The 13,365-nt window shown below is 58.3% G+C and carries 16 protein-coding genes and 1 pseudogene; 10 read left to right on the forward strand and 7 right to left on the reverse strand.

From position 1 onward, the window contains the following. Positions 1 to 190 (forward strand): integrase core domain-containing protein (locus ESZ60_RS19570; RefSeq protein ID WP_167620214.1); only part of this gene is annotated, 190 nt, incomplete at its 5' end. A gap of 69 nt (positions 191 to 259) precedes the next feature. Here ESZ60_RS19570 and ESZ60_RS19575 read toward each other — a convergent pair. The 3 genes from ESZ60_RS19575 to ESZ60_RS19585 form a co-directional block, all read right to left on the reverse strand. Further along, positions 260 to 784 (reverse strand): hypothetical protein, encoded by a 525-nt coding sequence (locus ESZ60_RS19575; protein WP_134682358.1) that lies wholly within the window; start codon positions 782 to 784, stop codon positions 260 to 262. Next, on the reverse strand, positions 781 to 1,980 hold the full coding sequence (locus ESZ60_RS19580) for a tyrosine-type recombinase/integrase (protein WP_342365253.1): 1,200 nt from the start codon (positions 1,978 to 1,980) through the stop codon (positions 781 to 783). The genes ESZ60_RS19575 and ESZ60_RS19580 overlap by 4 nt, the downstream gene beginning before the upstream one ends. Before the next feature lie 641 nt (positions 1,981 to 2,621). Next, the gene (locus ESZ60_RS19585) at positions 2,622 to 3,026 is read right to left on the reverse strand and encodes an ATP-binding cassette domain-containing protein (RefSeq protein WP_245155790.1); all 405 of its coding nucleotides are present in this window, start codon (positions 3,024 to 3,026) and stop codon (positions 2,622 to 2,624) included. 228 nt (positions 3,027 to 3,254) lie between these two features. Here ESZ60_RS19585 and ESZ60_RS19590 point away from each other — a divergent pair, with 228 nt between their 5' ends. Together ESZ60_RS19590 and ESZ60_RS21550 are read left to right on the forward strand one after the other, a co-directional pair. Then, a complete protein-coding gene (locus ESZ60_RS19590) occupies positions 3,255 to 3,644 on the forward strand; it encodes a type 2 periplasmic-binding domain-containing protein (protein ID WP_209021372.1) in 390 nt (129 codons plus the stop codon). A 363-nt stretch (positions 3,645 to 4,007) separates the two neighbouring features. Then, the gene (locus ESZ60_RS21550; protein WP_245155791.1) at positions 4,008 to 4,481 is read left to right on the forward strand and encodes an ABC transporter permease subunit; all 474 of its coding nucleotides are present in this window, start codon (positions 4,008 to 4,010) and stop codon (positions 4,479 to 4,481) included. 159 nt (positions 4,482 to 4,640) lie between these two features. On the opposite strand, the gene ESZ60_RS21555 is transcribed toward ESZ60_RS21550, so the two are convergent. The 4 genes from ESZ60_RS21555 to ESZ60_RS21745 form a co-directional block, all read right to left on the reverse strand. Then, positions 4,641 to 4,877 carry a hypothetical protein gene (locus ESZ60_RS21555; RefSeq protein ID WP_245155792.1) on the reverse strand — a complete coding sequence of 79 codons (237 nt, stop codon included), beginning with the start codon at positions 4,875 to 4,877 and terminating at the stop codon, positions 4,641 to 4,643. Between the two features lie 198 nt (positions 4,878 to 5,075). Continuing rightward, positions 5,076 to 5,633: an LLM class flavin-dependent oxidoreductase gene (locus ESZ60_RS21560; protein WP_245155793.1), complete on the reverse strand. Its 558-nt coding sequence runs from the start codon at positions 5,631 to 5,633 to the stop codon at positions 5,076 to 5,078. A gap of 375 nt (positions 5,634 to 6,008) precedes the next feature. Beyond that, the gene (locus ESZ60_RS19605) at positions 6,009 to 6,254 is read right to left on the reverse strand and encodes a hypothetical protein (RefSeq protein WP_134682360.1); all 246 of its coding nucleotides are present in this window, start codon (positions 6,252 to 6,254) and stop codon (positions 6,009 to 6,011) included. Between the two features lie 280 nt (positions 6,255 to 6,534). Continuing rightward, positions 6,535 to 6,669 carry a hypothetical protein gene (locus tag ESZ60_RS21745; RefSeq protein ID WP_280634017.1) on the reverse strand — a complete coding sequence of 45 codons (135 nt, stop codon included), beginning with the start codon at positions 6,667 to 6,669 and terminating at the stop codon, positions 6,535 to 6,537. Here ESZ60_RS21745 and ESZ60_RS19610 point away from each other — a divergent pair. The 7 genes and pseudogenes from ESZ60_RS19610 to ESZ60_RS19640 all read left to right on the forward strand — a co-directional run. Further along, positions 6,656 to 7,558 (forward strand): WavE lipopolysaccharide synthesis family protein, encoded by a 903-nt coding sequence (locus tag ESZ60_RS19610; protein ID WP_167620244.1) that lies wholly within the window; start codon positions 6,656 to 6,658, stop codon positions 7,556 to 7,558. The two genes, ESZ60_RS21745 and ESZ60_RS19610, sit on opposite strands and share 14 nt — an antisense overlap. Before the next feature lie 86 nt (positions 7,559 to 7,644). Beyond that, positions 7,645 to 8,604 carry an IS481 family transposase gene (locus ESZ60_RS19615; RefSeq protein WP_134682362.1) on the forward strand — a complete coding sequence of 320 codons (960 nt, stop codon included), beginning with the start codon at positions 7,645 to 7,647 and terminating at the stop codon, positions 8,602 to 8,604. A gap of 299 nt (positions 8,605 to 8,903) precedes the next feature. Next, positions 8,904 to 9,554 (forward strand): PI-PLC domain-containing protein, encoded by a 651-nt coding sequence (locus ESZ60_RS19620; RefSeq protein ID WP_134682363.1) that lies wholly within the window; start codon positions 8,904 to 8,906, stop codon positions 9,552 to 9,554. Further along, positions 9,555 to 10,190 (forward strand): HAD family hydrolase, encoded by a 636-nt coding sequence (locus tag ESZ60_RS19625; protein ID WP_134682364.1) that lies wholly within the window; start codon positions 9,555 to 9,557, stop codon positions 10,188 to 10,190. Positions 10,191 to 10,192: 2 nt separating this feature from the next. Then, entirely contained in the window at positions 10,193 to 11,707 is a 1,515-nt protein-coding gene (locus tag ESZ60_RS19630; protein WP_134682365.1) for a glycosyltransferase family 2 protein, read from the forward strand. After that, entirely contained in the window at positions 11,704 to 12,399 is a 696-nt protein-coding gene (locus tag ESZ60_RS19635) for a glycosyltransferase family protein (RefSeq protein ID WP_134682366.1), read from the forward strand. Before ESZ60_RS19630 ends, ESZ60_RS19635 begins: the two co-directional genes overlap by 4 nt. Positions 12,400 to 12,489: 90 nt before the next feature. Next, positions 12,490 to 12,977 (forward strand): annotated as a pseudogene (locus ESZ60_RS19640) (transposase); the annotation flags it as partial. Positions 12,978 to 13,365 lie beyond the last annotated feature (388 nt).

The following is a 13,365-nucleotide window of genomic DNA, read 5'->3' on the forward strand; positions in this document are numbered from 1 at the left end:
CGGTACGGTCCTGGACGAGTTTGTCCGGGTGAAGATGCGCGAGACCTTCTACGAAACCGTCGATGCGTTGCAGGCCGATCTCGATGCGTGGCTCGTCCATTACAACACCGAAAGGCCCCATCTCGGCTACCGCAACATGGGGCGCAGACCGATCGAAACCGTCATGAAATTCGTTAGCCAAGAAGGTTAAGTGGACACTTTGCATGTTGGGCATGCAGTGAATCTCGCCGGTACCCTGTGGAATGTCGTTTGCGCTAAACTACTCAGCTAGTTCTTCGCAAAGCGCGGATTGCCAACCATCTGAAATCTTCAAGATAGCTCTCCCTCGCGAAACTGATTGCTCGGCAGTCTCGTCCGAAACCCCTGCGGCGAACAACGACTCACGCGGGTCCTTTGGGAAGAGTAATTTCTCTATTTCCCTGGTTAGTTGGATCAAATCGCGCGTACTGTCTTGGGCGCGAGAACAGGCGCGCGCAGTACCCCAAACACGAAAGGCTCTTCGAGCGTCTAAAGACTGCAACTGAGGCACCCTTTTTCTGCCCGATGGCTTGGGCTGGTATGGGCCATGCTTGAACGTTTTCATCATAGATAACAGCCCAAAGTAGATTAGCGGCCAACCTGCCTCGACTATGTTAGCAACGTCCTGCGCACTTCCTTGCTCGCGAGCGCCAATCAGCGCTTGAAGCACAAATTCCGGCTTTAGTCGTACCTGGCTCACAAAGAGTGCATCTGCACCTTGAAGACCTTCAATCCATTTCGCGGTCGAATCTTCTTCTGAACTCATGCATTAAGCCTCACGACATTGCCGTGTGTCTCGGCTAAGAATGCGGACCAAGCATCCATCATCTTGCGCCGCTTCTCGAACACGTCGCTGCGGGCATAAGCTCGCTCTGCGGCATCGCCGGTCAAATGCGCAAGTGCCGCCTCTGCCACCTCGCGCGGGAAGTTCGTTCTTTCCTGCGCCCATGTTCTGAACGAAGTACGGAAACCGTGAACATCGACGTTGAAGCCTAGTTCTTTGACCAGCTTGGAAAGCGTCATGTCCGATAGCGGGCGGCCCGCCTTGTTACCGGGGAAAACAAACCCTGCACCGTCGTTAAACGCTTCGGCCTCTTTCAACAGGGCAATCGCTCGTAACGAGAGCGGAACGCGATGCGGGCGCTTCATTTTCATCCGGTCGGCGGGAATTTCCCAAACTTTTGCTTTCATGTCGATTTCAGCCCAACGGGCTTCCCGAACCTCGCCCGAGCGGGCAGCGCATAGCACTAGGAACTCAAGCGCCAACTTGGTTGATTGCCCCGCCCCGGACGCCTTCACGGTTTCCATGCAGTCCGCAACCTCAGCATAGGACAGCGCCTTGCGGTGCTCCTTCACTTTCGAAGTCTTCGGCAAAGCCTGACTGATGTTTTCAGCGGGATTGTCCTGCCGCCATCCTTGAGCGATGGCCCATTTCATCACCATGCCGATGCGCTGACGAACTCGGCGCGCCGTCTCTGCCTTCTCGGTCCAGATCGGCATGAGAACGGCCAGCACATCAGCGGTAGAGACCTCCTGGACCTTCAACTTGCCCAGCCGAGGAAAAGCATAGGTTTCGAGCGTGGCAATGAATTGGGCCGCATGCTTTTCGTTGCGCCATGTCGGCTTGTGCATCTCGTGAACCTTTCGAGACGCTTCCTCGAACGTCAGCACCGCTTGCGCCTCATGCTTGGCCCGGAGCGGGTCGCCGCCAGCACGGGCTAACTTGCGATTGTCGAGCGCGCTTGCGCGAGCCTCTGCCAGCGTAACCAGCGCAGGGGAACCCAGTCCAATCTCGCAGCGCTTCCCGCGAATAACGATGCGCTGCACCCAAAACTTGGACCCATTCGGATCAACACGAAGATAGAGCCCGTGGCCGTCGAAATACTTGCCCGGCGTCGTGGCGTTCTTCACTGCCTGAGTTGTTAGAGCTTTTTCCGGCCTTCTGGTAAGATGTGCTGTCACTGCTTCCCCCATTCCTTCCCCCATTTTAAGGCGGAATGTCCCAGACCCTGCCGGAACACTTAGGACATGGGATTCATATCAACCGCCCGCAACAGCTGAATGAATCGGAATTGCTCGGAACAGCAAAGAATTTGCACGGGCAGACTTCATCTCCGCCACACACCATTTCTTTTATGGGATAACATTCATACCGGTGGATTCCACCCGCCTAAAAGTCCGCCAATTTTATTGCAATTGCATGCGTTGAGCTGAGACGAAGATCGATTGACGGTCATCTGCCTGCATGCGCTCACGGAACCTCGTGAACGTCCGAGCGATTCTCGGCGAGAGGGCTTCGATGAAATACTAAGCCCATCAGCGACACTAGGACTGGGCGCGGTGCCGCCCGCGTGCTCGCAGTTGCAGCAACGAGCGCGGATGGAAAACCGCACTGAGGCTGACGAGCGTCACCATTCGCCAGCAATTGGATCTTGCGTAGAGGATGCCGGGGAAGGATGCGCTGCTCAAGATAAACATGGCTGAAGCGCGAACCGCTCGCTCGCCCCGTCCGATCCCCGCATCCGCTTTACCCTCTCGTATCGCAGGAATGATGGATTATGTTCCGTCTCTGGCGTCGAGTCCCGACGTTTTTCAGCACTGTGCTACGTTCCTGCAGCGCCTTGCGGCGAGAAGATCGCTTCGAGGATTTCCTTTTCGAGACCCGCGGTTCTCATCCGGCCATTCTGCAGCGAAGCGGGCCTCACAACGTCGACACGGTGCAGGATGCCGCCCTGCCCCAGCACGATCACCCGGTCCGAAAGCGCCACCGCCTCGGCCACGTCGTGCGTCACGAGGATCGCAGTGAAACCCGCTTCTGCATGCATGTCGCGGATCAGGTTCTGCATCGTCAGGCGGGTCAGCGCGTCCAGCGCGCCCAGCGGCTCGTCCAGGACGAGAAGGCGGAGATGGCTGACGAGCGCCCAGGCAAGTGCCGCGCGCTGACGCTGGCCGCCAGACAGCGCTGCGGGCCACATCCCCGCCTTGTCGGTCAGTTGAAACGGCGGCAAGCGCCGCCTCGACCGCGCGCGGGTCCGGCCCCTTCCGCAGCCCCACCGCGACATTCACGACGATGCTGGCCCAGGGCAGCAGGCGCGGCTCCTGGAACATGATGCGCAGGCGGTCCCCCGACAGATGCGCGGGCCACTCACCAATGACCACCTTCGCCGCCCGATGCCATCGCCGCCTTCGATTCGGGTGCCATCGGTGCATGGACGATTTGGGACCCCTATTTCGCCATGGCCCAGGAACGCCCGGGCACCCGCGTTCTGTCCACGACCGAGATCATCGAGCCGGATTACAACTTCTACTCGGCCAATGGCGACTACGCCCGCGAGAATCCCGCACTGGTGACGCATTTGATCGAGATCATCCAATCCGTCGGGCGACAGGGGCAGGCCGACCTGCCCGGGTCGATCCGGACCTTCGCCCGCGAAACCGGCCTGAGCGAGGCGGTCATGCAGCGCGCCCTGACCCGCAAGGGGGCGGATCTGGGCCTCGTGGGCTTCGTCGAGCGCAAGCATGTCGCCTATGAGCAGGGCGTCGCGGATGAGTTCCAACGGCTAGGGATCATTCCTCGCCAGCTCGACATCGCTTCGGTCGTCTGGACCCCGCAAAGCGCAAGCTGAGGAGGTAGGACATGAGCCCCACCGAATCCTATGTCGCGACGCGTGCCCGCGCCCCCGGCTGGCGGCCTCGCCTGCCCGGAGGCGCCGCCCTGCTGCCCTATGCCGTTCCAGCGGCAATCCTCGTCCTGTGGGAGATAGCCGACGCGACCGGCCTGATGGCCGAGAGGGTCATGCCGCGCCCCTCGGCGATCCTTGCGAGCGCATGGCAGATGACGCTTTCGGGCGAACTTTTCACCCATCTCGGCGTCTCGGCCCTGCGGGCGCTGGCGGGGCTGATCGTCGGGGGCGGGATCGGCTTCGCCCTTGGCGTGGCGAACGGGGTCTCGCGGCTCTCCGAGACGCTGACCGAATGCGACGCTGCAGATGGTCCGCAATTTCCCCCATCTTGCGCTGATCCCGCTGGTCATCCTGTGGTTCGGCATCGGCGAGGGGGCCAAGCTCTTCCTCGTCGCGCTGGGGGTGTTTTTTCCGATCTATCTCAATACGATGCACGGTATCCGCAATATCGACCCGCAGTTGATCGAGATGGGCCGGGCCTATGGCATGGGCCCGCGCCAACTTTTCCGGCGGATCGTGCTGCCCGGCGCTTTGCCCTCGATCTTCACCGGATTGCGCTATGGCCTTGGGATCATGTGGCTGACGCTGATCGTCGCCGGGGCGCTCTCGGCCTCGTCGGGCCTGGGCTACATGGCCATGAAGGCGCGCGAATTCATGGTGCTGGAGGTCGTCGTGCTCTCCATCCTGCTTTACTCAGCACTCGGCAAGCTGGCCGCTACGCTGACCCGCGCGCTTGAACGCCGCGCCTTGAAATGGATCCCCGCCTATGCAGAGCGCTGAGCTTCTTCCCCTTCCGCCGATGCCGCGCGACAATTCCGGCGCATCGGTGCGGATCCGCAAAGTCTCGCGCGCACTCGACGATCACCGGGTGCTGTCCAACCTCGACCTCGAAGTGCGCCCGGGCGAATTCCTGTCCATCGTCGGGAAAAGGGTCATGGCTCAGCCTCCGGAGACGAGATGGGGGCGCGGTTTGGCGGCGGGGCGGTAATCGTCGCCCACGGTCTCGCCGAAGGGGCCCGTATTCGCGGAAAGCCCGGTCTGGGGCAGCGGATGGTCCAGCGGCAGAAGCGGCAGGACGGGCTCGCCAAAGCTGTAGGCCCCTTCGAGATGGGGGTAGCCGGAATGAATGAAGGTATCGATGCCGATGCGGCGATATTTGTCGATCCTTTCGGCCACGATGTCCGCATCGCCGACAAGCGCGGTGCCTGCGCCCCCCCCCCCGCACGAGGTCGACGCCGGCCCAGAGATTCGGGCTGATCTCGAGCCGGGCGCGGTTGCCGCCATGCAGGTCGGCCATGCGGCGCTGCCCGACCGAATCCATCCGCGCAAAGGTCTCCTGCGCCTTGGCGATGGTCGCGTCGTCGAGCTTGCTGATCAGCCGGTCGGCGGCCTCCCAGGCCTCGGATTGGCTCTTCCGCACGATGACATGCAGGGTATGCCGAAGCTAACCTCGCGGCCCTCGGCCTCGGCCAAGCGGGGCACACCCTCGATCTTGGCGCGGACCTGCTCGGGTGGCTCACCGCATGTCAGGTATTTGTCGACCTGCTTCGCCGCGACGGCACTCGCCGCATCCGACGAGCCGCCGAAGTAAAGCTGCGGACCGCCCTGCTGTAGCGGCGCGAAAAGCAGATTGCCGTCGATGACGCGGAAATGCCGGCTTTCGTAATTTACCGTCTGCCCGGCCATCAGCGCCTTGTAGATATCAAGGAACTCCCGCGTCACCTCGTAGCGCTCGGCATGGCTGAGATGGATGCCGTCGCCGGCATTCTCGACCGGATCGCCCCCGGTCACGACATTGACGAGCAGCCACCCGCCCGACATCCGGTCCAGAGTCGCCGTCATCCGCGCGGTCAGCGTCGGGGATTGCAGTCCCGGTCTGACGGCCCCGAGGAAGCGCAGCTTCTCGGTCTGCGAAGCCAGCGCGGCGGCCACGATCAAGCTGTCCTCGCAACTGCGCCCTGTGAGGCAGCAATACGCCGTAATAGCCAAGGACATCGGCCGCCTGCGCGATCTGGCGCAGATAGGGCAAGGTCACCGGGCGGCTCCCTTCCGACGTGCCTAGATACCGGCTGTCGCCTTGGGTCGGAAGGAACCAGAGCACCTTGATTCTTTCGCGTGCGGGAATGGTCATGCCTCGATCCTCTGCTGGGCCCGGCACGCGAGTGGCGGCCGGGACATTCACGGGACTTCCGCACTGAGCCCAACTCAGATAACGAGTGAATCGATAGTATTTATGTTTATTTGTGGAATGAAGGAGATGTTCCACCGATGCGCCGAGCCAGAGAGCGTGATTTTGCAGCATTTGATTTACTCCAAAATCGCAGTGTGCATTTCGGCGCGGGCGAACGAACATTTTCCTGCTTTGGTCACGAAATTCAGCTGGCGCCATGCAGCCAAGGAGCAGAATCGCCCTGCTTGTCTGGGGGATATGTTGTCTTTTGGGCGCGCAAGTTCGGGCCGTCCAAACTTACCGGTTCCGAGAAGTGGACCATCGCTCATCCGCACGGCACGCTCGCGCAGTTTAGGGGAAAGCTTGTTCGTGGTCTTGCTCATGATGCTCCAACCTACTCAGGAATTGGAGCCTGCGACAAACCCGGGGCGGTTCAGACTTCTGCAACAGAGCCCAAGTGCCACTCAAATTCTCAAATGCCCTCTTGACGTAAAGATCTGATCGAAGCCAATTTTGCGCATTCCGAGCAAGCTACCTGGCAGAACACCCCGACATTCGCGACACAACCAGACGCACAGCCTAAAAAGGTGACGCACTTGTGAGCAAGAAAAGCACTCTCCTTCTCAGACTCTCACGAAAGCTTGTGCGAAGCAGCGCCGCTCATCAGACGAAATCGGGCCGTTTCTTCATCACCTCCATGGCACGGCCAAAGACTTCGGATCTGGTCGGTACTGGCCCCGCCCATTCGCCCCTGTCGACCGCCCCGATATTGCGTTGCGAACCGATGGCCATCTTCATGCAAGGCCCCATCGCCAATGATTATGACTTCACGTTGGAAACCTTGCGGATCTACGCCGACGCCATGCCCGGCTGCCGATTGATCCTCTCGACCTGGCAAGATACCCCGCCGGAACAGCTTGATGCGATTGCGGAAATGAAAATCAAGCTGGTTCTGAGCGAAAAGCCCCAAGACCCGGGCTATGCCAATATCAACATGCAAATCACAACTGCAGCCGCAGGGGTTCGCCAAGCAGCGGCAGAGGGGGCAACATGGGTTCTGAAAACGCGAACCGATCAGCGGCTCTACCAGCCCGACGTCATGAGCGGTCTTGCAGCGCTTGCGAAAAGCCTGCCGCTGTCAGGCGCCGCCTCTGACACCCAGAAGCACCGGATATTCGGAATTGGTCAGGGTACTCTGAAATTTGGGCTTTACCATCTGAGCGATCAGACGGTCTTTGGTCATGTCGATGACATGCTCGCCTATTGGACGCCCCCTCTGGACACGGGACAACTGCCGGCAGATTGGTCCGCAGATCGCGAGACTGTTTTTCGCGAAACGCCGATTGGCGAACTCTTCCGCTATGCCTCGCCTGAATCCTATCTCGCCAGTCAGTTCCTGGCTCGTCAGGGACGACCAATCGAGTGGACAATTTCGGATAGCTGGGCGGCCTTCCGGGATCACTTCGGCACGGTCGACTACGGATCAACGGATTTCTACTGGGTCAAAGGGCAATCCCAATCGCTCTGGGAGAACCCGACGAATTATCGCAAGTTGACCAATCGAAAAGAACTGACCTTCCTGGATTGGATGCAACTTTACGCCGGGCATCTTCGGCCCGAAGACGCTGCGGCCTATGAGCCGGTTCTACTTGAGAAAACGCAGCCCTTCGTTCCGGACCTATACTAGCGGCCATCCAGTGGCGAACTTCAACCTAGTTGTTTGATCCCACGGTTTGATGGTGCGATCCTTTCTCAGGAATGGAAGGAAGCATTATGGGACAAGTTCGTCACGGCAGCGCCACGACCACGCACGCCGTCAGAGCTGCAATACAACGATCGCAAGCTTCGCTCGCGACGCTGAGCCGGGAGCTCGGCATCAACCCCAAGACAGTGGCGAAGTGGCGCAAGCGAGCGACGGTCGATGATCTCAAGACAGGGCCGAAGGAGCCACGCTCCACGGTTTTGACAGAAGCCGAGGAGGCGGCCATCGTCGCGTTCAGGCGGCACACGCTTCTGCCGCTGGACGACTGCCTCTATGCCCTGCAGCCATCAATTCCATACCTGACACGCTCAGCGCTGCATCGGTGCCTTCAGCGCCACGGCATCTCTCGACTGCCCGACGTGGAAGGCGACAAGCCGAAACGGTCGAAGTTCAAGCGATACCCTATCGGCTTCTTTCATATCGACCTCGCCGAGGTGCAGACTGCTGAAGGCAAGCTTTACCTGTTCGTCGGCATTGACCGCACGAGCAAGTTTGCCGTGACCCAGCTCGTCGACAAGGCGGACAGGAAGACAGCTTGGGAGTTCCTGCAGCACATGCTCGAAGCCGTGCCCTACCAGGTCCATACCATCCTCACCGACAACGGTATTCAGTTCGCCGAGCAGCCTCGGAACCGGAACACCATCTATTCCAGACCTATGCGCTTTGACATGATCTGCGAGGCCAACGGCATTGAGCACCGCCTGACGAAGCCCAACCACCCGTGGACCAACGGTCAGGTCGAGCGGATGAACCGCACGATCAAGGACGCCACCGTCAAACGCTTTCACTACACCAGCCATGGCGAGCTCCGCACGCATCTCGCGGACTTCATGGCAGCCTACAACTTCGCGCGTCGGCTCAAGACCCTCGGCGGCCTCACGCCCTACGAATACATCTGCAAGATCTGGACATCAGAGCCGGACAGATTCATCCTAAACCCGATCCACCAGATGCCGGGACTGAACAACTAGCCCATGCCAATCGCCCCGTGAAAAAGGATTTCATTCCGTTCCAGGTCTGGCACCCTCCGGGCATGGCGTGAATGCTGTATGTTCAGCCCGCGAACAACATAAAGCTGGTGTCGGCTCTGAATTCTCTGGTTTGCCCTGAGGGACAAGGGCGTTACCAGATATTTTCCATCCGGCGTTGTGAACTTCGCGTGGGGATGGATTGACGACTTGGGGTGTTCAAAAGACCGACTATGACGGCTAACGATGTGGATGCATTGCAAAAACTCAAAAGGCTCGCAATATAATCTCGGAGAATCTCTGTGGATCGAGGAAATATTCTTGCACATCGGGGTCTATGGTCTTCACCAGAAGACAAGAATACTCGTGCAGCCTTGCAGGCAGCGCTAGAGCTGGGATTCGGCCTCGAAACAGATTTGCGGGACTCCGCCGAGCAAATCTATGTCTCGCATGATCCAGTATCTGCGCAAGGCACCCTCACCGCGAAGGAGCTTTTCTCCGACTATGCCGCACTAGGGGTCACGGGACGCTTGGCGTTGAACGTCAAAGCAGATGGCTTGCAGAGACAGATCATCGCAGAGCTGCACGCAGCTGGAATCCCCATTTCGCGGGTCTTCGCCTTCGACATGTCGGTGCCTGACGCGCTAGGCTATCTGAAAATCGGTCTTCCTACCTATACGCGCGTCAGCGAGCATGAGAGCGCTCCATCGTTCCTGGACTCGGCTGCAGGAGTCTGGGTCGATAATTTCCTCGGCGATTTTCCGCAGATTGCGGCGGCAAGGCGTTATTTGGACGCGGGCCACCGGGTTGCACTTGTCTCCCCAGAACTACACGGTCGCCCCCATAAACCGCTTTGGCAAGCCGTGCGCGATGCGTCACTGCACCGACATCCCGCCTTCGAAATTTGTACCGACTTCCCGAACGATGCCTGTGTTTTTTTTGAGGTGGAGTAGATGATCAAGGCGATCCTGTTCGATATGGACGGTGTCCTGATTGACGCGAAAGATTGGCATTATGACGCCCTGAACAGAGCGCTCGAGCATTTCGGCTACACCATCAGCCGCGAAAGCCATCTGTCGACTTTTGATGGGCTTCCAACGCGACAAAAGCTGAAGCTTCTGTCGAAATCGCGAGGACTTCCGACAGGCATGCATGAGTTTCTGAATGCACTGAAGCAAAGCTACACACTCGAGATCAGTCATCAACGCTGCAAGCCAGTGTTCAATCACCAGTATGCGTTGTCCCGGCTCAAGCGGGACCAGTACAAAATCGCCGTGTGCTCCAACTCTGTCCGCCAGTCGGTCGAGGCAATGATGCGCCTGTCGGCGCTCTACCCGTTTTTGGATATCATGATTTCCAACGAGGATGTCGTTCACGGCAAGCCTGACCCCGAGATGTATTGCACCGCAATGGCCAGTCTGGGCGTGTCGGCTGACGAGTGCCTTGTTCTCGAAGACAATGAACATGGTATTGCGGCGGCTCTGGCGAGTGGCGCGCATCTGATGAAAATTTCTCAACCGCGGGATGTCACCTATCAGGCAATCAAGGCCCGCATCACCGAAATCGAGAATGACGCGGGGAAAATCTGATCATGCAGATCCTAGTTCCGATTTCGGGGCATTCGAACTTCTTTCCGGCAGAAGAATTCTACTTCCCCAAGCCACTTATCGAAGTGGCTGGGCAGCCGATGATCCAATTGGTTATCGAGCGACTCAAGCGGGATTTCTCCGCAGCCTCTTTCACCTTCGTGGTCGATCGCGACGAAGCGCGGGCCTTTTCACTGGATCGGGTGCTGGAGCTCGCCGCCGGTAAAGGTGCAAAAGTGATTGAACGGCTTGGCGCGACATCCGGCGCCCTATGTTCATGCCTTCTGGCCATAGATGAACTTGATCCCGATGGTGAGCTGCTCATCACGAATAGCGACCAGATCATCACGGTCGATCTCGGCTCTAGGATCGAGGGATTCCGCAGAGCGGCGGCAGATGCCGCCGTCGTGACATTCGACTCGGTGCATCCGCGTTGGTCCTATGTTGTCGATGATGGCAATAATGAAGTCATGCAGGCATATGAAAAGAAGGTGGTCTCGCGCCATGCTATCGCCGGAATCTATTATTACCGGACGGCCAGCATCTTTTTAGAGGCGGCCCAGCAGGCGATCCTCAAGGACGCACATGACGATGGACTTTTTTATATCAGTGCTACCTTGAATGAGATCGTCCTCTCAGATCTCAGGGTGAAACATTCCACCATTGATGCACTTGACTTTCACAGCTTCTACGCTCCGGCGCGGATCAGTGCCTTTGAGCTTTTGCCGGAAGCTTCAGAAATTCGTCGAAAATCGAAAAGCACGTCCGCCGCTAATGTAATCATTCCCGCGGCGGGAGAGGGTAGCCGATTTGCCAAATTGCATTGGAAGAAGCCCAAACCCTTTATCGATGTAGCTGGCAAGCCTATGTTGTCTCATGTCATCGGCAACGTCTGTCCGCCGGGTTCTCAGGCCAGTGTATTGCTTCGTACGGACCATATCGAGGCCGAGCCCGAGCTCACCCGTGAAATCCAGAAGACCGGCGTCAAAATTGTTCCTGTGAGCAAACTGACCGAGGGTACCGCCTGCACTGTGCTGCTGGCACGGGACATTTTCGACAATGATCGGCCTCTGCTCATCGCCAACTCGGATCAGCTTGTCGATTTTGACGTTTCTGATTTTATTGAGGATTGCATGAGCCGCGGACTTGATGGCTCAATTCTGGTCTTCCGCGATCTCGCTCGCGATCCGAAATGGTCCTTTGCTCGGCTTGATGGGCAGGGATTGGTCACAGAAGTTGCCGAGAAGAAGGCAATATCAGACCTGGCAACAGTCGGCCTGTATCTTTTCACGCGCGGGCGCGACTTTGTTGGGGCTGCGGTCGATATGATCGCTGCAAACGAACGTGTGAACGGAGAGTTCTATACCTGCCCAGTCTACAACTACATGATCGCGAAAGGCGCGCGAATTGGTGTCTATGAGGTTCCGATGGAAGCGATGCATGGTTTGGGTACGCCAGACGATCTGACAGCATACATGCAGCAGACTGGTGCGGGTCACTCTTCGGATGCGCCAGATTGATGCGGGTCATTGTTCCGCTTGCTGGTCCAGATTTTGTGCTGGCGAATGGCAAAGTAAAGGCTGTTCTAGATCTCGACGGTGAGCCCCTGCTGAAAAAGGCATTGGAAAGCCGCCCTTGGGCGGGATCCGTCGATCCTGCGAAATATGTGTTCGTTATGCTGGACCGGCCCGAAACTCGCCGCTTTGCTCAATCTGAGCTGGCTGATTGGTATCGGCAATCACAAGTGGTCTTTCTGTCTCAACCGACACGTGGTGCTGCATTCAGCGCCCTAGCGGGGGTGAGCAGCTATACCAATATCGATGAGCCGTTCGTCATTGACCTCGCCGATATTCTCTACAGCAGTTCGCTCGCCCCGCATAAGGTCTTTGCGGACAGCCCGGATTGCGGCGGCATCGCATTGACCTTCCACAGCGATGCGCCAGAATACAGCTATCTGCGCTGCGATGCAGATGGCCGTTTCGTCGAGGCTGCCGAGAAGCAAGTGATCTCCTCCCAGGCCTCGGCGGGAACCTATATTTTTGCGAACGCAACAGTTTTTCTCAGGGCCGTGGCGCATGCAATTGAGAACGAGGCGACACAAGCGAGAGGCGGGTTATTCTATGTTTGCCCGCTATTCAACGGTGTGCGCGCGCAGGGCAGAAATGTGTCACTTTCGCCGGTAACCGAAGTGGTTGATATCAAGCTCCGTTAGCACGGCAATCGCTCTGCCCGCTGAAAACTGGACCGTTTGCAACTGGCGTTTTGGCCTAACCTTTCCTCGCTGGGTGAGGAGCAGAAGACGATAAAGGCATCGAAGTTCACGGAGGCGCAGAAGGCGTTCATCCTGAGGCAGGGCGAGAAAGGCACATCGGTTGCCGAGATCTGTCGCAAGGCGGGGATCGGGCAGTCGACCTATTTTGCCTGGACGAAGAAATATAGCGGGTTGCTGCCTGACGAGATGCGCCGGCTGAAGCAGCTCGAGGATGAGAACGCGCGGTTGAAACGGATCGTGGCAGACCTGACCTTGGATCGGCAGATGTTGCAGGATGTTGTTCGGCGAAAGCTCTTAAGCCGGAGCGGTCGCGTGAACTGGTTCGCGGAATGTGCGCAGACTGGGCGGTGTCGATCCGCAGGGCGTGTGGGACTATGACATTCGACTGCTCGAGCTACCACTTCAAATTCCGCCGCACCGATCCGGCAGAGTTGAAAAGGCGGATCCGGGAGATCTGCGAGACGCGTATGCGCTATGGCTATCTGAATAGCCCCGAGTTTCTTAGACGCCTTCACGTCTCATCATCTGCTGCCGCTCGAACTCGGCAGGCGACAGCATCTCGTTCCTCGCATGCTTGCGCTTCGGGTTGTAGAACATCGAGTAACGGGCGAAATTTGGTGATGGCCTGAAGGGTGGCATATCAAGGCGGTGTTCAGATGCCGTCAATTCTCAGCAGAGAAAAGGATACGCCACATGTCATTGACTACCATCATGCAGTTGCCCGATCCATCCGGATTCAGCGCAGACCCGTTCACCGATATTATTCGCGAGGGCGCGCGCAAGCTGTCCACTTAACCTTCTTTCCGTGCTATTTTCGGGAAGGAGGAACAGCCGATGGGACAGTCATCGACAGTGAAGAGGGGACCGCCGCGTGATGCCGCGAGCAAGGTCGCGCAGCAGCGGATG

This window comes from Paracoccus ravus, from assembly GCF_004522175.1.
GTDB classification, from domain to species: domain Bacteria; phylum Pseudomonadota; class Alphaproteobacteria; order Rhodobacterales; family Rhodobacteraceae; genus Paracoccus; species Paracoccus ravus.

What these genes read in the sequence shown, in the direction of transcription:
- ESZ60_RS21745 (WP_280634017.1), bottom strand. Translation starts at nt 6,669, where the DNA reads ATGAAGATGGCCATCGGTTCGCAACGCAATATCGGGGCGGTCGACAGG.
- ESZ60_RS19605 (WP_134682360.1), bottom strand. Translation starts at nt 6,254, where the DNA reads ATGAGCAAGACCACGAACAAGCTTTCCCCTAAACTGCGCGAGCGTGCC.
- ESZ60_RS19615 (WP_134682362.1), top strand. Translation starts at nt 7,645, where the DNA reads ATGGGACAAGTTCGTCACGGCAGCGCCACGACCACGCACGCCGTCAGA.
- ESZ60_RS19625 (WP_134682364.1), top strand. Translation starts at nt 9,555, where the DNA reads ATGATCAAGGCGATCCTGTTCGATATGGACGGTGTCCTGATTGACGCG.
- ESZ60_RS19575 (WP_134682358.1), bottom strand. Translation starts at nt 784, where the DNA reads ATGAGTTCAGAAGAAGATTCGACCGCGAAATGGATTGAAGGTCTTCAA.
- ESZ60_RS19590 (WP_209021372.1), top strand. Translation starts at nt 3,255, where the DNA reads ATGGCCCAGGAACGCCCGGGCACCCGCGTTCTGTCCACGACCGAGATC.
- ESZ60_RS19610 (WP_167620244.1), top strand. Translation starts at nt 6,656, where the DNA reads ATGGCCATCTTCATGCAAGGCCCCATCGCCAATGATTATGACTTCACG.
- ESZ60_RS19630 (WP_134682365.1), top strand. Translation starts at nt 10,193, where the DNA reads ATGCAGATCCTAGTTCCGATTTCGGGGCATTCGAACTTCTTTCCGGCA.
- ESZ60_RS21550 (WP_245155791.1), top strand. Translation starts at nt 4,008, where the DNA reads ATGGTCCGCAATTTCCCCCATCTTGCGCTGATCCCGCTGGTCATCCTG.